This is a genomic window from Helicobacter cetorum, assembly GCF_900198405.1.
Classification (GTDB): domain Bacteria; phylum Campylobacterota; class Campylobacteria; order Campylobacterales; family Helicobacteraceae; genus Helicobacter; species Helicobacter cetorum_C.
In genome coordinates, this window is record NZ_FZMR01000019.1 from 22,985 (window position 1) to 43,090 (window position 20,106).

14 protein-coding genes and 5 tRNA genes are annotated in these 20,106 nt (G+C 35.9%); 5 read left to right on the forward strand and 14 right to left on the reverse strand.

The genetic code is table 11. The features are described from left to right. Positions 1-17 precede the first annotated feature (17 nt). A complete protein-coding gene (locus C6H25_RS05510; protein WP_418904549.1) occupies positions 18-2,522 on the reverse strand; it encodes a TonB-dependent receptor family protein in 2,505 nt (834 codons plus the stop codon). Between the two features lie 493 nt (positions 2,523-3,015). Between C6H25_RS05510 and C6H25_RS05515 the strand changes: the two genes are divergently transcribed. The 3 genes from C6H25_RS05515 to C6H25_RS05525 all read left to right on the forward strand — a co-directional run bounded on the left by C6H25_RS05515 (position 3,016) and on the right by C6H25_RS05525 (position 5,845). Then, positions 3,016-3,091: transfer RNA gene (locus C6H25_RS05515), tRNA-Ala, on the forward strand. Positions 3,092-3,277: 186 nt separating this feature from the next. Continuing rightward, positions 3,278-4,276 carry an ABC transporter permease gene (locus tag C6H25_RS05520; RefSeq protein WP_199768951.1) on the forward strand — a complete coding sequence of 333 codons (999 nt, stop codon included), beginning with the start codon at positions 3,278-3,280 and terminating at the stop codon, positions 4,274-4,276. Positions 4,277-4,294: 18 nt separating this feature from the next. Continuing rightward, positions 4,295-5,845 carry a dipeptide ABC transporter ATP-binding protein gene (locus C6H25_RS05525; RefSeq protein ID WP_104748459.1) on the forward strand — a complete coding sequence of 517 codons (1,551 nt, stop codon included), beginning with the start codon at positions 4,295-4,297 and terminating at the stop codon, positions 5,843-5,845. A 1,808-nt stretch (positions 5,846-7,653) separates the two neighbouring features. On the opposite strand, the gene C6H25_RS05535 is transcribed toward C6H25_RS05525, so the two are convergent. The 13 genes from C6H25_RS05535 to C6H25_RS05590 all read right to left on the reverse strand — a co-directional run bounded on the left by C6H25_RS05535 (position 7,654) and on the right by C6H25_RS05590 (position 16,756). Continuing rightward, a tRNA-Arg gene (locus tag C6H25_RS05535) sits at positions 7,654-7,730 on the reverse strand. Positions 7,731-7,752: 22 nt separating this feature from the next. After that, positions 7,753-7,829: transfer RNA gene (locus C6H25_RS05540), tRNA-Arg, on the reverse strand. Between the two features lie 54 nt (positions 7,830-7,883). Next, positions 7,884-7,960, reverse strand: a tRNA-His gene (locus tag C6H25_RS05545). Positions 7,961-8,027: 67 nt separating this feature from the next. Beyond that, positions 8,028-8,105: transfer RNA gene (locus C6H25_RS05550), tRNA-Pro, on the reverse strand. Between the two features lie 441 nt (positions 8,106-8,546). Beyond that, positions 8,547-9,302 carry an HpaA family protein gene (locus C6H25_RS05555; protein ID WP_104748573.1) on the reverse strand — a complete coding sequence of 252 codons (756 nt, stop codon included), beginning with the start codon at positions 9,300-9,302 and terminating at the stop codon, positions 8,547-8,549. Positions 9,303-9,376: 74 nt separating this feature from the next. Further along, positions 9,377-10,903: a glutamine-hydrolyzing GMP synthase gene (gene guaA / locus C6H25_RS05560; protein WP_104748460.1), complete on the reverse strand. Its 1,527-nt coding sequence runs from the start codon at positions 10,901-10,903 to the stop codon at positions 9,377-9,379. 28 nt (positions 10,904-10,931) lie between these two features. Next, on the reverse strand, positions 10,932-11,462 hold the full coding sequence (locus C6H25_RS05565) for a hypothetical protein (RefSeq protein ID WP_158653888.1): 531 nt from the start codon (positions 11,460-11,462) through the stop codon (positions 10,932-10,934). Continuing rightward, the gene (locus tag C6H25_RS08860; RefSeq protein ID WP_233707341.1) at positions 11,428-11,592 is read right to left on the reverse strand and encodes a hypothetical protein; all 165 of its coding nucleotides are present in this window, start codon (positions 11,590-11,592) and stop codon (positions 11,428-11,430) included. The genes C6H25_RS05565 and C6H25_RS08860 overlap by 35 nt, the downstream gene beginning before the upstream one ends. A gap of 36 nt (positions 11,593-11,628) precedes the next feature. Beyond that, the gene (locus tag C6H25_RS08865; protein ID WP_233707342.1) at positions 11,629-11,967 is read right to left on the reverse strand and encodes a hypothetical protein; all 339 of its coding nucleotides are present in this window, start codon (positions 11,965-11,967) and stop codon (positions 11,629-11,631) included. Between the two features lie 23 nt (positions 11,968-11,990). Then, on the reverse strand, positions 11,991-14,387 hold the full coding sequence (locus C6H25_RS05575) for a molybdopterin guanine dinucleotide-containing S/N-oxide reductase (RefSeq protein ID WP_104748462.1): 2,397 nt from the start codon (positions 14,385-14,387) through the stop codon (positions 11,991-11,993). A 104-nt stretch (positions 14,388-14,491) separates the two neighbouring features. After that, positions 14,492-15,073 carry a DUF3972 domain-containing protein gene (locus tag C6H25_RS05580; RefSeq protein ID WP_104748463.1) on the reverse strand — a complete coding sequence of 194 codons (582 nt, stop codon included), beginning with the start codon at positions 15,071-15,073 and terminating at the stop codon, positions 14,492-14,494. 26 nt (positions 15,074-15,099) lie between these two features. Then, positions 15,100-16,422, reverse strand: a complete 1,323-nt coding sequence (locus tag C6H25_RS05585; RefSeq protein WP_104748464.1) for an aminotransferase class V-fold PLP-dependent enzyme — start codon at positions 16,420-16,422, stop codon at positions 15,100-15,102. Between the two features lie 19 nt (positions 16,423-16,441). Next, positions 16,442-16,756 (reverse strand): histidine triad nucleotide-binding protein, encoded by a 315-nt coding sequence (locus C6H25_RS05590; RefSeq protein ID WP_104748465.1) that lies wholly within the window; start codon positions 16,754-16,756, stop codon positions 16,442-16,444. An 85-nt stretch (positions 16,757-16,841) separates the two neighbouring features. Here C6H25_RS05590 and pheS point away from each other — a divergent pair, with 85 nt between their 5' ends. Beyond that, the gene (gene pheS, locus C6H25_RS05595) at positions 16,842-17,828 is read left to right on the forward strand and encodes a phenylalanine--tRNA ligase subunit alpha (RefSeq protein ID WP_104748466.1); all 987 of its coding nucleotides are present in this window, start codon (positions 16,842-16,844) and stop codon (positions 17,826-17,828) included. Further along, positions 17,828-20,104 (forward strand): phenylalanine--tRNA ligase subunit beta, encoded by a 2,277-nt coding sequence (gene pheT / locus C6H25_RS05600; protein ID WP_104748467.1) that lies wholly within the window; start codon positions 17,828-17,830, stop codon positions 20,102-20,104. The genes pheS and pheT overlap by 1 nt, the downstream gene beginning before the upstream one ends. The last annotated feature ends 2 nt before the right edge of the window (positions 20,105-20,106 follow it).

The window sequence follows — 20,106 nt, forward strand, 5'->3', positions numbered from 1 at the left end:
TACCAAAAATTTCTAGCTCAAAATTGATAACTCAAATACGCTGTAACAGAGCGACCCGGTGCAGATTGAAACCCACTAGGACTTGAGCCAATACCAATGAAGTAATATTGCATATTGAATAAATTATTGATTTGCAAAGAGCCATAGACTTTATGCCTACCATTTTCCCAAAAGACTTGAGAAACTTCAATATTCCATACCCAATACCATGGCAATTCGCCCCTACTTACCGTCATACACCATGCCCCACAACCTGCACCACCACCATTGATATTATTACCGCCTAAATCCCAATAGGTGTTACGCCCCACGGTGTTACCAATATTACTATAAGCACGGCTATAAAAATAGCTAGAAAGACCGAAAGTCGTGCGTTTATAGGTGTAGCGCGCATCAAAAATGAACTGATAGGGGCTTACAAAAGGGAACATTTTATTATAACTTGTGCCTTTTAAGCTATCGCCGGCTAAATCTGTTAAAGCAAAATGGCTTGTTACTCTGGTATCAATGTAGTTAAAAGCCGCATGGAATTGCAAGCCTCTTATAGGGCGGTAATACGCCTCTAGCTCTACACCTTGAGAATAGCCATTAACCGGACGGATATTACCCTTATTGGGCCCACTTGTATAAATAGCGTATTGCCCGGTAGCATAGTCTCTTGCCCAAATGCGATAATAATCTGCGTTAAAGCTGAATTTATTTTTATAGCTGTATCTCGCGCCTACTTCTACTTGGTCAAAATGCTGAGTAAAATACTCGTTGGTTACATTACCTACTGAGATAACATTAAGTTGTGGTGGTAAGAAAGAGCGCTGATAAGTGAAATAAGTAAACATGGTGTGCTTATTATCTTCATAAGCGGTATAATCAATATTGACTGATGGGTTCCACACATTCATGCCACTCATCTTTTTCATATCTTCTTTGGGTGGCTCATAGCCCCAAGATTTATCGCCGGTATAGTGATATTGCATAAAAGTGTATCGCACGCCCGGTGTTACAGAAAGCTTGCCATCAAGCATTTCAATTTTATCGCTAATGTAGGCGGCTACATAGTCGTTATTCCATTGGCGATAATGGCTTTTTTTATCATACCACCCTGTCATACCCGGTGCACTGCCCTCATAAACTTCAGGGTTTATACCGCCATTATTACACCAAGAGGCGTTTTCATCGTTACAATGTAAAGTGTTTCTAAAATTTTTCGCATACATATCGGTAGTGAAATAACGCATACCCATAATAAAGGTTTGCTTGACTTTACCGGTATTTACCACTAGATTAAGCTTTGGCTCAAACGCATTAAACACGACTCTTCTAGGGTTTTGATTGAGCGTGAAACCATTATAGGTGTTAGAAGTGTAAGGATACATGTTCCCCCCAAAAGGGCATGCCACACCATCTAAACATAAATGCGTGTTAGAGCTATTGTAGTTGGAAGTAATTTGGAAATTCCTTGTCATCTCTTGGGTATAGTAGGTGAAAGTGAATATCCCTCCAATTTTATCCACATCGCCAAACCTATTGGTATAGACAACGCCAAAACGCTTGGCTTTACCAGATTTTTTATTGTAAGGGCGGTTATTAGCGAAACGATTTTGTTTATAGCTCGCCCAATCTAAGCTCCCCGGAGTTGCCATGTCAAAATCGTAGTATTGGTAGTAGGCTTTAATGTCATTATTTTCATTAATGTCATATTCGCCATCTAACATGTAGTTGGAAATAGAAGTGGGCTGATTAACCCTAAATCCTTGCCCTCTCACCCAGTTAGCTTGTGCCATAATGCCAAAATGCTTGCCGATTTTACCTCCGGTTTTAATGTAAGTGTTATAAAGTAAATTTTCTTTTAAGCTGTCATTGATAGAATGAGCGTTCTTATCCACCCAATCTTTATTTTGTGCTTTATTCCAAAAAGTGATTCTTTCAGCCGCTTCATTAACCCACTTATCTGTAATAGGCTTAGTGATGATATTGATAACGCCTCCAAAGGTGTTTGGCCCATACTGCACGCTTGAGCCACCTTTAATCACATCTATTCTATCTACAGATTGGAAAGTTACAGGAAAAACCGGCAAGCCAATTTGCGCATAAGGTCCTATATAGATAGGAATACCATTAACTAGAATTTGAGCCGCATTAGAATGCCCTGAGCCACCCGCTCCAAAACCTCTCACTTGAATAACGGGCAATACGCTAATACCGCTTGTATTTCTTATTTGCATGCCCGGCACATTTTGCAAAGCCTCTTCTATGCTTTGATTAGCCGTTTGCATAAGCTGTTTATTAGAAATTACGGTTCGGCTACCGCTAAATTTCTTTACTTCTTCATCTTGCCAACTTTGAGGGGCTGTAAGTCCGTTATAGCTTGTATTCACAAAGCCGGATAAATTCTCTTTACTCTTTTGCCCCATAGCTTTAACTTTACCTAGGGTGTAGTCCTTATTCTTAGCTGACAATTCTCCATTAAATGACATTAAAGGCAATAATGTCAAAGAAATACCCCAATATTTTTTAAAAGTCATCTACCTTCCTTAAATAATGTTTTTAATGCCTTAGCAAGAATTTTTTGATGATTTGTAAAAAATGACAAGACTTTATTGAATGCGTTTTAAGCACAGATTAAGCGTAATAACGCACTAGGCACTCTTTATGCCCTTAAAAAACCGACTAAAAAGACTTGTTTTTCAAATTTCTTTTTCACAAAAATACAAACCCGCGAATTATACAAATTTTAATATTAAAATTAACTGAATAACACTAAAAATATACTTTATTCATTTTTATAATAACCGATTATTCTCATAAAGTTACTGCATTTTTATTCTATTTTATTTCTTATAAAACTTGCTACTATCTCTATGAATACGAACTTTCTATACACTCTATTTAATTTTATTCATTTTTTGATTTGATTACAAAATTGACAACTTAAGATTAAAAATGCTATAATATCAGTCTTTTATTTGCCCTTATTAAAAGCGTTTTATTAACAAGCGTTTTTGGTGCTTTTTATAAGGGGTGTTAGCTCAGCTGGGAGAGCGCAACGCTGGCAGCGTTGAGGTCAGGGGTTCGATCCCCCTACACTCCACCATTTTCTATTTTTGTTTTTTTCCTTTTTTATTTATGAATTTAAAAAAGTGTTCTTAATTTTCTAAGACACTTTTTTAACATTATCCATAATTCATTATAATTTAATCTTATTAACTCTATTTTATTTTAAAATCAAAGCGATTTGATTGTTAGTTGTAAGGAAAATTGTGTGAGTCCTCTTGTAAGCATGCGCATTCAAAGCTTTAAAGCCAATAAGCGAGCGTTCATATCTCTATGGGTCTTAGTGGGTTTATTAATACTATCTTTAGGAGCGAAATTTTGGGTTAATGAACGCCCTTTATTTATCTACTATCATTCTAAAGCGTATTTTCCTCTGTTTAAAAATTATGCGGAAGTGGAATTTGGAGGCGACTTTTTTACCCCTACAGATTATAATGACCCTTATGTTAAAAACACGCTTTTAAAAGATGCTTTTGTAGTGCGTGCTTTAGTGCCTTATAGCTATGATACTATCGTTATGGACTTAGACTCTCCAGCCCCTACCCCCCCAAGCTTAAAACATCTCTTAGGCACTGATGATCAAGCTAGAGATGTGCTTGCACGCCTTATATATGGCTATCGTATTTCTATTTTATTTGGATTATTATTGACCTTTTTTAGCGTGGTTATTGGCGTGAGTTTAGGGGCGATTCAAGGCTATTATGGGGGGCTAGTGGATTTGATTGGCCAACGCTTAAGCGAAATTTGGAATGGTATTCCTGTGCTGTTTTTATTGATTGTTATTTCTAGCGCGTTTATCTCTAGCTTTTGGCTGATTTTAGCCTTAGTGTTGCTTTTTAGCTGGATGGGGTTAGCCCAAGTGGTAAGAACAGAATTTTTAAGGGCTAGAAACATGGATTATATCAAGGCTGCAAAAGCCTTAAGAGCAAATGATTCACGCATTATTTTTTATCATGTCTTACCCAATGCTCTTGTAGCCACGATTACTTATATCCCTTTTTTAATGGCAGCTAGTATTGCTACTTTAGTGTCTTTAGATTTTTTAGGCTTTGGCATGCCGGTAGGAAGCGCTTCACTAGGTGAATTAGTCAATCAAGGTAAAAACAATCTCACTTCGCCTCATTTGGCTGTAGTGGCGTTTTTGGCTATTGGGGTGTTGCTCTCAGTGCTTGTTTTTATAGGCGAAGGGGTGCGTGATGCATTCAATTCTAACATGCTTAAATAAGCTTATCAAAGGGTCTTTATGCTTAAAATTGAAAATTTAAGTTGTGCCTTAAGCTCACATTTCTCACTTGAAAATATTAGCGTGTCTTTAAAAAAGGGCGAAAGAGTGGGCTTAGTAGGCGAAAGTGGGAGCGGAAAAAGCTCTTTAGCTAATCTTATTATGCGATTAAACCCTAAGTTTAAGCCCCACAAGGGCAAAATCCTCTTTGAAAATGAAAATCTTTTAGAATATTCCATTCAAAGCATGCAAGCTTTAAGGGGCAATACAATTGCTTACATCGCTCAAGACCCTTTATCAAGTCTCAATCCTTTACATAAAATCCATAAACAAATCAGCGAGGCGTTTTTCTTACACCATAAGCTTGCGAGCAAAGCCCTTATTAAAGAAAAGGTTTTAGAAGTGATGAATCAAGTGCGTTTAGATGAGAGCTTGCTTAATCGCTACCCTTATGAACTCAGCGGCGGCCAACGCCAAAGAGTGTCTATCGCTATGGGGATTATCAACGCACCAAAACTGCTTATTTGTGATGAGCCAACCACCGCTTTAGATGCGCAAGTGCAAGGACAGATTTTAGACTTGCTCTACCAACTGAGCGTTGAAAAAAATCTCGCTCTTTTATTCATCAGCCATGATTTGAATGCGATTAAACGCCTCGTAGAAAGGGTTTATGTGCTTAAAAAAGGTGTGGTGTGTGAAGAGGGGGATACAAGCAAGCTTTTTAACGAACCCAAACACCCCTATACCAAAATCTTGCTAGAAGCCTCAGTATTACCTAAAAAAACGCTAAAACCTTTAGATGAAACTCGTTTAGAAACAAAAGATTTTAGCGTGCATTATTTGCAAAAACGCTTTTTTATGCCCTCTTTACAAAAAACGCTCATTTCAAAAGTGAATTTCGCTCTTAAAGCTAAGGAAAGTATTGGCGTGATTGGAAGAAGTGGGAGTGGAAAAAGCTCTTTGGCTCTTGGGCTTTTAAAACTTGCTTTAAGTAGTGGGGAAGAGAAAATTTTAGGCGAAAATATCCAGCCTCTCAACTCAAAAGCTTTCAAACCTTATCGCAAAATTTTACAAATTGTCTTTCAAGACCCTTATGCCTCGCTCAACCCTCGCTTAAGCATTCAAGACATTCTTTTAGAAGCGCTTTCTTTTGGATCGCCCTCTCTCTCCAAAGAGGATTGGCAAAAGCAAGCCAAACGCTGTTTAGAAGAAGTGCAATTAGAGCCAAAATTATTGCATGCGTATGCGTATGAACTCAGTGGAGGGGAGCGCCAAAGGGTCGCTATTGCTAGAGCGATTGCTCTAAAACCATCCATTATTGTTTTAGATGAACCTACTTCAGCCTTGGATAAAAGCATTCAAAAAGCGGTTTTAAATTTGCTTTTAGACTTGCAAGAAAAGCAGGCTTTGAGCTATCTGTTTATCAGCCATGATTTAGATATTGTGCAAGCGTTCTGTGATAAGGTGCTAGTAGTGTGTGAGGGGAAAGTCGCTGAATTTGGCTCTGTTAAAGAAGTGTTTGAAAACCCTAAGCACGACTATACCAAGCATCTATTGGAGTCTAAAATTTAATTATTTTGGCTTACAAACATTCCTTCTAAACTAATTTGTGATATTCAAGGCTTTGTATAGCTTTGTATTTCGTTTGTTTTGATTTAAATTCCATTTTTTAAATGCTTTTATTTCTTAATGGGGATAGAGTGGTTAGTAAAGGCTCTTGCCTTGTTCGCTGTTTTACTAAAAAGTGCGTTTAGCACTTTTAAAAACGCTCACTGACAATACCCTCCTCCTTATCCCCCTATGGTTTTTTAAAAGACAATAAAAAACACGAAGTTATCGCTTTGAAACCTTGCTTTAAAGCTCTTTTACATCTAGCTTAAAACGCTTTTAATCGTTTTTATTGTTTAACGACTAAACAACCCTTAAAAAAACAAGATTGATTAAAAAATAAAATTTTTAAACAAACGCTATTTAAAAAACTTTTTTAGTCTTTATGTTTTTAGTTTGTTTAACGCTTTTAAGCATTTTTATAACATCTTTTCTGAAAAATGCTTTTTGAGTTGCTTAAGTTTTATTAGTTTTTGAGTGTGTTTGCCTATGACATTATTTAAGGTTTTAAGAAAAATACCCATTTTTGTTATTCTTTTAGTGGAGAGAGTTTAAAAATAAAATCTTTTACATCTTTAGCATAGAAATGATACATCATGCTATCTGCTACTTTGGATAAAATTTGATTATTTACTATTGATAATACAATAAGCTAAAAAGCACCCATTCAAAAGATTACTATTAGGTCTTATAATTAAAATATCGCCCCATAAATAACGCTTTCTTTAAGAATGCAACTAGCGGTAGCTAAAATCTTAGGTGTTTCGCCAGAACTAGACATTAAAAACATCATTATTTAAAAAAAGTATGAGATTATCATAAATATTGGTAAAACTTTTAATGTTTGTAATCACTCTATCATAGTGCGTAAAAAGTTCACCATAGAGAATACATTCATATTTCGCATTAAAACTTACTTGGCTTTTTGATAATCCTTTGTCCTTTAAAAAAGTAGCTATATCCCCAAGTTTTTTACCTCCCACTCCCCTTTAAAGCTTTTAAAACGATAGTTTGACACCATAGCGCCCCAAAAAAAATCAATTTAAACCCTTGCAATAACAGCATAGAATTACAACGCCATTAAAAAAGCTTGGTATTATCTAAGGTTTTTTAAAAGCTCTATTTTTTATTTTTTAAAAACTTTGATTTTTTAATATAGTGCTTTTTATGTTTGGTTTTTATGTGTTGTTTTAAAACATTATTTTTATATTTCTAATTGCTATGCGAATCTTTGCTTGATTATCGTATCTCACTTCTAAAAATACCAACTGCCCAAAAACAATGTGCTTTCTAACCAAAGAATCTAACAGACACCAATCATGAAAATCTTTGCGTTTAACGCCCCTAAAAGGTCATTTCTGTTACAATTAAACCTAGTCAACGCTTACACCTTGCACTCTAAAAGGTAGAGTTTCCTAAAAAATGTCAATAAAACTTACCAAAAAAACAATATATTTTGATTTTATGGGATTATTTTTGAGATTTTTAAATCAATTCTTTGCAAGAATAGATACAAAACTAAGAAAATGCACACCCTAGAAAGATTGCAAAAAATAACAAAAATGTAAAAACAATACTTTCTTTAAATTTTAACTATTACTTGAAAAACTTAAATTTTAAACAAAAAGTTTTGTGGAATAAAGCTACTTGTCTTTAGAAGAAAAAACCATGAAAATATAGTATCCAATCCCTATCAAAAACACCAAGATTAAAAAAATGAGTAAAGCCCACTCTAAAAAATCCATGTATCCTCTCAAAGAATGCTATTAAGGTGGTGCGCTTGGCAGGACTCGAACCTGCGACCTACGGCTTAGAAGGCTGTTGCTCTATCCAGCTGAGCTACAAGCGCATGAAATGACAATAGCGTTAGGTGGTACGCCCGAAGGGAGTCGAACCCCTAACCCCCAGATCCGAAGTCTGGTGCTCTATCCAATTGAGCTACGAACGCTTACAATTTAAAAGAACATCGCAATACAGATTTGGTAATATTTTCATTAAAAGATGGGGTGGAAGATGGGAATCGAACCCACGACCCTCAGGACCACAATCTGATGCTCTAACCGACTGAGCTACTCCCACCATCAAAAAAAGAAGTGAAAATATTTTACCAAAGAAAATTAAACAGAACCATTTACTTTACAAAGAATGGTCGGGGCGAAAGGATTCGAACCTTCGACCCCTTGGTCCCAAACCAAGTGCGCTAACCAGACTGCGCTACGCCCCGAAATCTAATGTAAATGGTTATTATAGCTGAAATTTTTAATTTTTAGCTTAAACTACGAAAGTTTTTTAGTAACTTTATCAAAGCTTTTATTTTTAACACAACATATAGATAAAACATTACGATTCATAAAGAAATGGCGTGCAATAAATCTGCCTTCATTATTAAAAGCCACACCGAAGACTTTTTAAAACCATTCTAACCACATAAAGTAACACAAATATTTTTATATTGCTAGATAGATTCAATCCTAATACAATTGAATATGTACTATCGTTTTTATTAAAGCATTTTAAAATATTAGATAAGAAAACAAGCAAAAAAATGCTTTTGCTACGACAATCTTACTAAAAAAATCTGTTTTTTAATAAAAAACTTAAAGCTATAGAGATAAAAAAGATTCTAAAAATAAGGGGTTCAACCTCCCCCCCCCACCTAAAATTTTTATTTGCGTTTTTGCATCTCGCTTGCAACTTGTTGGTAACCAGCTACATTTTTCAAGCTAAATTCCTTAGAGACATGAGCCATTGTCTTTTGATACGCTTGATTCATAATCTTTCTAATCGCTCTATCATGGTCGTTTTCTTTAACTCTGTGTGTAAAAGTCTTAGGCATATACCCTCCGGAGTTAGTGCGTGTAAGCATAACGCGTTCAATCACTGCTTTGATTTTAGAAACATCTATCCCAAAACTATGGATAATATCCCCACTTTTTGGTTCAAATAGATTCAAATTCAAATACCCTGAAGACATATCAATCATGCTCTCTTCAGTAGAACCCTTACCCTCTTCTATAATATCCTCTAAAACAGCTACATTCCCATCAATGCGTAAAGCAAGGCGTGCTTTTTTCTTCATCTCATCATTGATTTCGCTTTCACTCTTGACATGTGAAACGCTATAGCCCTTTCTCTCAAAAAGACTGCTGATTTGAAGTGCCAATGACTTTTCAAACTCTTTTTGATAGGCTTGAGGAATAATTTTACTAAATTCCAACTTTGGGTCTATCAATACCACTACATGCCCATTTGCAGGTTTTTGCTCCCCTTTAATAGGATAGTGGAAATTCAAACCCGTAGACTCCCCCGTATTCATAGCATGATGATAATCTTTATGTGCCTTATCTTGGGCTAAATCAGCATGCAACATGCCACTTGTCAAAAATACCCCTAATACTAAAGCCAAATTGCTCTTTTTCATAGATTCTTTCCTATTGTTAATTTTAAAAGCTATATTATCTAAAAATCCATTTTTTTCATAGAAAAACTTTAATCTTACTCCCATTCAATGGTTCCTGGTGGCTTAGAAGTAATATCATACACCACCCTATTAATGCCACTCACTTCATTAGTAATACGATTAGAAACTTTTTCTAAAAAAGAATGCTCTAAATGCGAAAAGCTTGCTGTCATTCCATCACTAGCATTTACGGCTCTTAAACACACGACATTTTCATAAGTGCGATTATCTCCCATAACGCCCACAGAATTGACATTCAATAACACACAAAAGGCTTGCCACACTTTATCGTATAAATTAGCGTTTTTAAGCTCATCAATAAAAATGGCATCCGCTTCTTGAAGACATTTGATTTTACTTTCACTAATCTCGCCTAAAATCCTTATAGCAAGTCCAGGTCCTGGAAAAGGATGGCGCATTAAAAAATCTTTGGTAATGCCTAGTTCTTTACCAAGCAAACGCACTTCATCTTTAAACAACTCTCTTAAAGGCTCTATGAGCTTAAAGTCCATCCACTCAGGTAGTCCGCCTACATTATGGTGTGATTTGATTACTTTTGAAGGTCCTTTGACGCTTACTGATTCAATCACATCAGGATACAATGTGCCTTGGGCTAAAAACTCAATTTTGCCTTTTAAGTGGTGCTTTTTAGCTTCTTTTTCAAACACTTCAATAAAGGTCTCACCAATTATTTTTCGTTTTAACTCAGGCTCACTCACACCCTTTAACTTAGATAAAAAGATTTCTTTGGCATCTATGGTGTTTAAAGGAATTTGCAAATCCCTAAACATGCTTTGAACCATTTCTTTTTCATTTTTACGCAATAAGCCATGATCAACAAATACAGCGATTAAATTATCCTTAATCGCTCTGTGTAGTAGCGTAGCAACTACCGTAGAATCTACGCCACCACTTACTGCACACAAAACCTTAGCGTTAGAGACTTGCTCTTTTAGTCTAATAATCTCTTCTTTAGCAAATTTTTGCATTCCCCAAGTTTTTTTGCAACCACAAACCAAAAGAGCAAAATTTTCTAAAATTTTACCCCCTTCTTCGCTTTGAATGACTTCTGGGTGGAATTGCAAGCCAAAAATCTTTTTTAATTCAATCGCACAATGGGGTGAATTAGGACTTTTTGCAATAGTAGTAAAATCTTTAGGTAGCTCTATGACTTTATCCATATGGCTCATCCACACAAGACTTTCTGTTTTCACGCCTTCAAAAATTACAGAATTTTGAATAATTTCTAAAGTGGCTTTACCAAATTCTTGCTCATTCGCACAAGCTACTACCCCCCCAAAAAAATCCACCAAATACTGCATACCATAGCAAATCCCTAAAATCGGTAAGCCCAAATCAAAGATTTTTTCACTGGGTTTGTAAGCATCTTTAGTGTATACACTTGCTGGCCCCCCACTTAAAATCAATCCTTTAGGGGCTTTTTTTTGAATATTTTCCACACTTTCAAAAAAGGGGACTATTTCAGCATAGATACCACTCTCTCTTAATCTTCTAGCAATAAGCTGTGTGTATTGACTTCCAAAATCTAATACTAAAATCATTCTTGTTCTTTCATTAACGCTCTAATTTTTACTTATGTTTATGGATTATATAAGGCGTTTGATAATTGACTTTATAGCCCTCAATCAAACCTAATGCTTTATTTTTAAACCAATCCTTTAATTTAGATATATCTTTTCTTTTTGCCCTAGCACAATACTTAGGCTCAATCATAGAAAATACATAATTGGTCTTGTCCTTAGCAGACTCAAACAAAATTTCTTGTAAAGAAAGGGCATTTTTAGGAACTTTTTTCATTGTGGCTTCAGATAACAAGACTGCATCAAATTGACAAAGCTCTTTTTTATCGTTTTTATCTTTCTCTTTTGCTACTACAAACTTAAGTCTAGCATGCATTTCATCTTGAAAATCCATAGCTAACACTTCTAAAAACCGACCGCTCAAACTCTCATCACTCTTTATAACAAAACCTTGAGACTCTGCCCCAAATAATGTCCCCCCTACCAAAAGAGACCCTAAACATAAACTTAAGTATTTTTTAAAAAAATTTTTAATCATTTCAATCCTATTCATCATCAGTCGCATAGCCATCAATAGCATGAGAGTGCAAATATTGAATAATCTTTCTTGCCTCTTCATTGGTTGGCATAGCAAAAGTTCTCATAGTGGCAAAAATCCCATCCCATTCTACCATGTTATGCTCTTTTGGTGCATGGGCTGCATGATACATTGAACAAGTATCATAATATAAAAACTCAGAATCTGATCATGCTTTAGCTTGGTCGCTTGTAAGCTTTTTCTTAGGAACAGCTACTTCCATAGTGTCTGATTGCACGCCACCTGCCTTAGTTAAAGAAATAAATGCCATAGCAAAATTCTTAGTCGCATACAACACTCTAGTGTCATCTTTCTTCAAATAACCTTTGACTTTAACTACGCTTTTATCCCCCACATCACTCATTCTATCTACCGGTGTCCCTCTAGCAATAGTTCCAATTTTTTCCTTACCAGACTTATCATAGACATCTATATCATCACCTATAACATACAATCTCTCTGCACTCAACGCACTTAAAAATAACGCCAACATTAACAACTTCTTCATCTTTTACTCCTTTTGCTTTATATTTATGCACCAATAATGCTTGGCACTGAAATAGAATGATAGGGTTTTACCAATTCACTCTTTTTAAGTCTTCTAATCCCTACTAAAACCGTATTGGCTGAAACCGCTTGTGCCATGCCACTTGTAGGACGCGAAGAGGTTAGCACATTCACATGCCCTGCATTACATCGTGGGTTTTTAGCTCTAGTATCTTCTGGGTCATACCACGCCCCCTCTTGAATACATAAAACGCCTTGACGGATATTCTTAGTTACAAACGCTCCGGCTAATAACCTACCCCTAGCGTTAAACACTTCTACAATCTCACCATGCTTAATGCCTAATTTTTTAGCGTCTAACTCATTAATCACTACAGGCTCTCTGCCTTGAATTTTATACGCATTTCTAATCCAAGTGTTATCCAGCTGTGAATGAACACGATATTTTGGGTGTGGAGAAACCAAATGGAATGGGTAAGTCTCAGCCATTTTAGAGCCTAGCCACTCTGCTGGCTCAAACCAAGTCGGATGCCCTTTAAAATCAGCTAGTTTAAAATCCGCACATTTTTGAGAAAAGATTTGGATTTTTCCACTTTCTGTAGCTAACTTATTATTCACTGGGTCTTGTCTAAATTCGGCATGACGCACAAATTTTCTCGCATCTTCAGGGATTTCAAACTCCACAAAACCATCGCTCCAAAATTTATCAAACGATTTTAAAGTAGGGCCATCACTTCTATCATAAAAGCGTTTAATCCATTCCATATAGCTCCTACCACCCGTAAAGCGCTGCTCTGCTTCATTACCCCCAATGCGTAAGGCAAGTTGTCTGAAAATCTCATAGTCATCTTTAGATTCATAAACAGGCTCTACGACCTTACGCATGGCATAAATCACATTCTTAGAATAGCTCCCCCCAAAGGTAATATCATCTCTTTCCATCGTGCTAGTAGAAGGAAAGACAATATCAGCAAACTTCGCTGTAGGCGTCCACCAAGGCTCATGCACAATCACACAATCCACGCTCCTTAACGCACGAATAAGTTCATTCGCATCGGGCTCATGCCCTAATAAACTCGCCCCACAATTATAAACCATTTTTACCTTGGGGAGCTTGATTTTTTTACCCTTGAAATCAATTTCTTTACCCGGATTTAAAATCGCTTCAGAAACCCTAGATGCTGGAATAGTCGCTCTCACACGATTACGCCCTTGTGAAATTCCCGGAATGGGTCTTGCCCCTGAGCTTGCTTGCCCATTTCCGCTATAATGCATTGAAAAACCAAAGCCCCCACCAGGCAAGCCCACTTGACCAATCATACTAGCTAAAACGATTAACGCCCAATCAGGTTGCTCGCCATGCTGGGCTCTTTGCATCGCCCAATTACCCGCTAAAAAAGTGCGAGTAGAAACAAATAAATCCGCTAATTCTTTGATTTTTTCTGCACTCACTTCAGTGATTTTTGCTGCCCACTCTTTAGTTTTTGGAGTATTATCAGTTTTTCCTAATAAATAAGGCAAGAATTTATCAAAACCATCGGTATATTTAGCGATAAAATCCTTATTGTATTTCCCACTCGTATATAAGTAATGCATCATGCCTAACATTAACGCCACATCAGTGTTAGGGCGAATCTTAATCCACTCTGCGTTGAACGCTTGGGCAGTTTCGGTATAAATAGGGTCAATAACAATAAATTTAATCCCAGCCTTTTTATACATAGGATAATATTTATCATTAACATGGTTTGGCACAAAATAATCAATACGATTACACTTGAATAAATCTGCCCCCCACATGACATATACCTTACAATTTTTAATCATCTCTTCATGGGTAGTTTGCTGTGAATAAACTTCCATATCTCCCACGATAATAGGATTTACTCTGCCTGCTGCACCATTACTATACTCTCCATCAGTCCCAACTGCCCCCCCTAAAGTCGTGTTAAAAAAGCGCCCTGCTAGGCTATTGCAACGATGCAACTTGCCCACATGCCCCCAGCCACCATAACTCGCATTATAGATGTTTTCTCTAGGAATTTCTTTAAGCTTTTTAGTTGCTAAATCCAAAGCCACATCCCAGCTCACACGCACAAATTCTTCTTTACCACGCAATTCTTTGTGGTTTCTCTTACCCTCTAAAAAACTCCTACGCACACAAGGGTATTTAACTCTCGTATCTGAATACACCCTATCTGTCATAGCTTTTATCATCATAGTGGGGTTATAATCAGTTTTTTGAGGAATAATATCTTTAATCACTCCATTTTGAACCTTTGCAATAAAGGGCCCAAAATGCGTTGCATGTGGAATAGACTCCACTTTTTCAAAGCTATTAACAGCCCCCAAAGGACTGACTCCAACTAACGCCGTTATCCCTGCTGTTCCTTTTAGGATACTTCTGCGTGAAATAGACATGGTTCTCCTTGTGGTAAGTGAATTAGATACAAATCCCTAAATTCTAGCACATAATAAATAAAAATATTGTTAATCAACTTCTCATTTTTAGAATCAAATTAGAACTATTTTTTATTTATGCTCCCCATATCAGAAACTTTTCCCCACATCAAGCGGTATTTTCTCTTCATAAATTCAATTTCTTCTCTAGCTTTTTCAAGCTCGTTGCGCATCATATCAATGGTTTTTTTGTCTTCCTCATAGACTTCTTGCATAGAAATTAGCGCATCTTTTAAAAACATGTTTTCATTTTTAAAAGCCCCAATGGTCTCATCTTTTGCCAAAATTACTTTATCATGCAAGCTTAAAATAGTATTAATGGTCTTTTCTACAAACATAGGCTCCAAAGAATGTCCATTCATATCCATTGAAACCAAATTGTTTTCTACTTTTTTAATTAGGGCATTTGTCCCACTACTCGCATCAACTAAAAGTTTAGAGCCACTTTTCTTGCTCTGAATTTTTCCCTCATTAACCAACTCTAAAACACGCTCTTTAGAAAGCCCAGAAAGATTGCTAAATTCAGCAAGCTCTACCCAAGCTAACGCACTCAAATCCTCCGGAATGACTTGTTCACTAGACTTTGAAGTCCCACTGATTTCTTCTGTCATGCTTTGTTTTGCTTTATCCAAATTAAGAATATCCAAGAATTAATTCTCCTTAAATCGCTAACTTAACGCAATTTTTTAATCGCCTTTTTCAAGCTCTCTAACAAATAGTCAATATCACTCACTGAATGGCTAAAGTGTAAACTTACCCTAAGCCATCCGGGTTTAGTGGTAAAATCGCTTGATTTTTGGGTGTTAAGATTCAATAAATCATGCCCATAAGGCCCTGCACAAGAACAACCCGCACGAGTTTCAATAGCGTATTCATAGCTTAAAACCCTAGCCAAATCATAGGGCGAAACACCCCCAATATTAAAAGCCACAACGCCTAAACGACTCGCTGTTAAATTTCCATAGATATTAATAGCTGGCAAATCTTTTAATCCTTGCATAAGCACTCTTAAAAGAATATTTTCTCTTTTTTTAATAAAGTCCAAATCGCATTCATCTCTTAATTGATACGCTAGAGTGCTTTTATAAAATTGTAATAATCCTGGTGTGCCAAACTCTTCTCTTAGGGGCAATTCATCAATAAATTCATGCCTGTTATTATTAGCGTATTTAATCACTCCCCCTGCACTAAAGCTAGGGGCAATTTGAGCGTCAATCAAATCTTTAGCAATACCTAAAAGACCGCACCCTCCAACACCCCCTAAAAGCTTATGGGGAGCATAAAAACCTGCTTTATATTCACAATCTTTAGGGTTAGCATGAGCGCTAAAATTAGCCAAATCTAAAGCTAAAGTGGCTCTATAATTCTTACACAACGATGAAACTTCTTTTAGGGGCGTAAGAAGTCCTGTTACATTAGAAGCAGCACTGATAGAAACCAAGCTATTAGGGGTTTTTTTTAAGTGTTGCTCTAAATTTTCTAAATCTAATAAGCCATGTTTATTTAAAGGAATACGCACCACATCACACAAACCTTCACGCCAGCTAATTTCATTAGAATGGTGTTCATAAGGGCCTACAACAATATGCTTTAAAGGAATATCTTTTAAATACGGCTCTAAATTTTTCTTCGTTTTAGAAGGAATACACACCCCTAAAATCTCTTGAAATTTCTTAATCGCTGAACTTGCCCCATATCCAGCGCTCAATACATAACAATCTTCATTTAAATTTAAAGAACGCTTTAAGCGTTCTTGACACTCTTCTAAAAGCACACCCATTAAAATAGCATGTTTAGAAGCGATAGAGTGAGCGTTCGCATAGTAAGGCAATAAAGATTTTATGCGCTTTTCAACTAAACTACTCGCTAATCCTGATGCCCCAAAGTCAAAATAACGCACCCCTTTTTTTAAGATAATACTAGAGCGAACTTGCTCTAAAAGGTCTTCATTAGAATTGAGTAAGGGGGCAAAACTCTTATTGAAAAATGCTTGCATAAAAACTTGCTAACGCCCTTTAGCGTTTATCTCCGCTTAAAATATGAAAATGCAAATGCATCACTTCTTGTCCAGCATTTTTACCCACATTAGTTAAAAGCTTATAGCCATTTTCTTTAATGCCTAATTTTTCTACCACTTCAAAAATAAATGCTGTCATTTGTGCCATAAGCTCTGGGGTTATGCCATTAAAATCTTGAATGCTTTTTTTAGGAATAACTAAGGCATGGACTTTAGCTTTAGGGTTAATATCATAAAAGGATAAAAAATGCTCGTTTTCTAAAATCTTAGAACAAGGAATTTCGCCTTTAATTATCTTTTCAAATACATTCATGCTTAATTTCGCTCTCTTTTAAGGTTTTCTTTTATTAAAGTTGTATTATACTCTAGCTTTTGAAAATAAAATAAAAGGATAGTTATTGCACACCTTAATAGAGCGATTAGAAAAGGTCAATAATAGCAAAGAATTAGAAGAAGTGCGTTTGAATGCCCTTGGAAAAAAAGGGGTTTTTGCTGATAAGTTTAACCAGCTTAAAAATTTAAATGGCGAAGAAAAAAATGCCTTTGCTAAAGAAATACACCATTATAAACAAGCGTTTGAAAAAGCGTTTGAGTTGAAAAAAAAGACCATTATGGAGCTTGAGTTAGAAGAATGCTTAAAAAAAGAAAAAATTGATGTGAGCTTGTTTAACGCTCAAAAAACAAGCTCTTCTCACCCCCTAAACTACACCAAAAATAAAATCATTGAGTTTTTTACCCCCTTAGGATACAAGCTTGAAATCGGCTCTTTAGTGGAAGATGATTTTCATAATTTTAGTGCCTTAAACTTACCCCCTTATCATCCTGCAAGAGATATGCAAGATACTTTCTATTTTAAGGATAACAAACTTTTAAGGACACACACTTCACCTGTTCAAATCCACACCATGCAAAATCAAACCCCCCCTATTAAGATGATTTGCTTAGGCGAAACCTTTAGGCGAGATTATGACTTGACCCATACGCCCATGTTTCATCAAATTGAAGGGCTTGTGGTAGATAAAAAAGGAAGTATCCATTTCACGCACTTAAAGGGCGTGATAGAAGATTTTTTGCATTACTTTTTTGGCAATGTGAAATTAAGATGGCGTTCGAGCTTTTTCCCTTTTACTGAACCTAGTGCTGAAGTGGATATTAGCTGTGTATTTTGTAAGCAAGAAGGCTGTAGGGTATGCTCTCATACCGGTTGGCTAGAAGTTTTAGGCTGTGGCATGGTAAATAATGCTGTGTTTGATGCAATAGGGTATAAAAATGTGAGCGGATTTGCCTTTGGCATGGGCATTGAGAGATTAGCAATGCTTACTTGTCAAATCAATGATTTACGCAGTTTCTTTGAAACTGATTTAAGAGTATTGGAGAGCTTTTAATGAAACTAAGCACTTATGATTTGAATGTTTTTGTAGATGTGCCTAAGGATGTATCTAAGCTCTGTGAAAATTTGAGTTGCTTAGGCTTAGAAGTAGAGAGTTGTAGTCCTTATGTTGCCCCTAAGAATGTGGTTGTGGGTAAAGTGCTAGAAAAAATGCCCCACCCAAATGCTGAGAAGCTGAGTGTGTGTCAAGTAGATGTGGGTAAGGAAGTTTTACAAATCGTGTGTGGGGCTAAAAATGTCGCTCAAAATCAATTCGTGCCAGTCGCTTTAGAAGGAGCAACAATAGGCTCAATCACTATTGCTAAAACCAAACTTAGGGGAGTTGAGAGCTATGGCATGATTTGTTCTAGCATAGAATTAGGCTTTCCTAAAATTAGTGATGGCATATTGGAATTAGATGAAAGTATCGGAGAGTTAGTTTTAGGTAAGGAATTGTGCGAATACGCCTTATTTAACACGCATGTTTTAGAAATCTCACTCACTCCAAATCGTGGGGATTGCTTGAGTGTTTTAGGCGTTGCTAGAGAAATCAGTGCGTTTTATCAATCGCCCCTAAAACCTATCAAGGCTTTAAACTCTATTCCAAAAAGCGATTTAATCACGCTCAATACTGATGATAGTATTCAATCGCATTTAGCTTATTATTTGATTAAGAATCATTCTTTAAACACCCCTTTAAATATCAAACTTGCACTAGCTCATAACAATGCGTTGAGTGAGAATGCTTTAAAAAATTTCATAGAATATGGCACGCATTTTAGTGGGGTATTAATGAATGCTTATAACATAAATTTATCCCCTATCAATCTAAGCGTAAAAACCGATGAAAATAACCTTGAAAGCGTTTATATTGACGATAAAAAGCTCTCCACTATCGCTATAGAACATACCCAAGAAGATTTAAGCGAATATCTACTCTTAGAAGCAAGTTATATAGAGCCTACAAACTTATCTTTAAAATTACATGCCCTAAAAGATAAAAAATTTAAAAAAGACAACGCCCTTATCTATAGAAGCACCAGAGGAAGCAACCCTAACTTATTAGAAGGCTTAAATTTTTTAAGCACTCATTTAAAAGCTGATATTCTAGAAGTTAAACAAACCAAGCATTCTTTAAAAAACCATGCAATTACCATAAAACTTGAAGAAATTACAGAGATTTTAGGACTTGCTATAGAGAGAGAAAAAGTTCAAAATATTTTAAAAAATCTAGGCTTTGAAGTTGAGATAAAAGAGCAAAATGTAGAAATTGTAGTGCCAAATTTTAGGCATGATATTAAGAGCATTCAAGATATTGCTGAAGAAGTCTTACGCTTTGTAGGAATTGATAATTTAGTCTCCAAGCCCCTTAATTGTGTTAATAAAGAAAGTTTAAACCCACATTATCACACACACCGCTTTTTTGAGAACCTTAAACACAAGGCTCTTGCTTGTAATTTTAAAGAAGTCATTCATTATGTGTTTTACTCCAAAGAAAAACAACAAAAGCTAGGCTTTGAAGTTTTAGAAGACTCACTAGAATTACAAAACCCTATCACAACAGAATTAAACTCTCTTAGAACGAGCCTTGTTTGTGGTCTTTTAGATGCGAGTTTGAGAAACAAAAATTTAGGGTTTAAAAGCATAGCCCTTTATGAAAAAGGAAGCGTGTATAACTCTAAAAGAGAAGAAACTCAAAAGCTAGGCTTTTTAGTGAGTGGCTTAAGAGCAAAAGAAAGCTATCCTTATGCTAAGGGTAGAGCGTGGGATTTTTACTCTTTTGCTGAATGTATTTCAAAAATTATAGGGGATTTTAGTTTAGAAAAATTAGAAACTCAAATGCCCATCAATCACCCCTACCAAAGCGCTAAAATCATTCAAAATAATGAAGTCATAGGCACAATCGCAAAAGTCCATCCTAAAGTTATCCAAGAACTAGATTTATTTGAAAGCTATTATGCTGAAATTGATGCAACTAAACTCAAGCACCCTAGTATGCTACTAAAACCCTTTAGTATTTATCCTAGTAGCACAAGAGATTTGACCCTTTTAATAGACAAAGACATTGCTTTTAGCACTCTGTTAAAAGCTTTAGAAGATGCTAAAATTCCTAACTTAAGTGAAATTCTAGCCCTTGATGTTTTTAAAGAAAACGATAATGCTATCGCTTTAAGCATACGCCTTGTTATTAGCTCTTTAGAAAAAACCTTAAATGATGAAGAAGTTAATTTTGTTGTTCAAAAAGCTCTTGAAATTTTAGAGAAAACATTCAATGCCCGCCTTAAAGGATAATT

Excerpts from the sequence above, each read along its gene's own strand:
- C6H25_RS05510 (WP_418904549.1), bottom strand. The coding sequence starts at position 2,522 with ATGACTTTTAAAAAATATTGGGGTATTTCTTTGACATTATTGCCTTTA.
- C6H25_RS05520 (WP_199768951.1), top strand. The coding sequence starts at position 3,278 with ATGCGCATTCAAAGCTTTAAAGCCAATAAGCGAGCGTTCATATCTCTA.
- C6H25_RS05525 (WP_104748459.1), top strand. The coding sequence starts at position 4,295 with ATGCTTAAAATTGAAAATTTAAGTTGTGCCTTAAGCTCACATTTCTCA.
- C6H25_RS05555 (WP_104748573.1), bottom strand. The coding sequence starts at position 9,302 with ATGAAAAAGAGCAATTTGGCTTTAGTATTAGGGGTATTTTTGACAAGT.
- guaA (WP_104748460.1), bottom strand. The coding sequence starts at position 10,903 with ATGATTTTAGTATTAGATTTTGGAAGTCAATACACACAGCTTATTGCT.
- C6H25_RS05565 (WP_158653888.1), bottom strand. The coding sequence starts at position 11,462 with ATGCTATTGATGGCTATGCGACTGATGATGAATAGGATTGAAATGATT.
- C6H25_RS08860 (WP_233707341.1), bottom strand. The coding sequence starts at position 11,592 with ATGTATCATGCAGCCCATGCACCAAAAGAGCATAACATGGTAGAATGG.
- C6H25_RS08865 (WP_233707342.1), bottom strand. The coding sequence starts at position 11,967 with ATGAAGAAGTTGTTAATGTTGGCGTTATTTTTAAGTGCGTTGAGTGCA.
- C6H25_RS05575 (WP_104748462.1), bottom strand. The coding sequence starts at position 14,387 with ATGTCTATTTCACGCAGAAGTATCCTAAAAGGAACAGCAGGGATAACG.
- C6H25_RS05585 (WP_104748464.1), bottom strand. The coding sequence starts at position 16,422 with ATGCAAGCATTTTTCAATAAGAGTTTTGCCCCCTTACTCAATTCTAAT.
- C6H25_RS05590 (WP_104748465.1), bottom strand. The coding sequence starts at position 16,756 with ATGAATGTATTTGAAAAGATAATTAAAGGCGAAATTCCTTGTTCTAAG.
- pheT (WP_104748467.1), top strand. The coding sequence starts at position 17,828 with ATGAAACTAAGCACTTATGATTTGAATGTTTTTGTAGATGTGCCTAAG.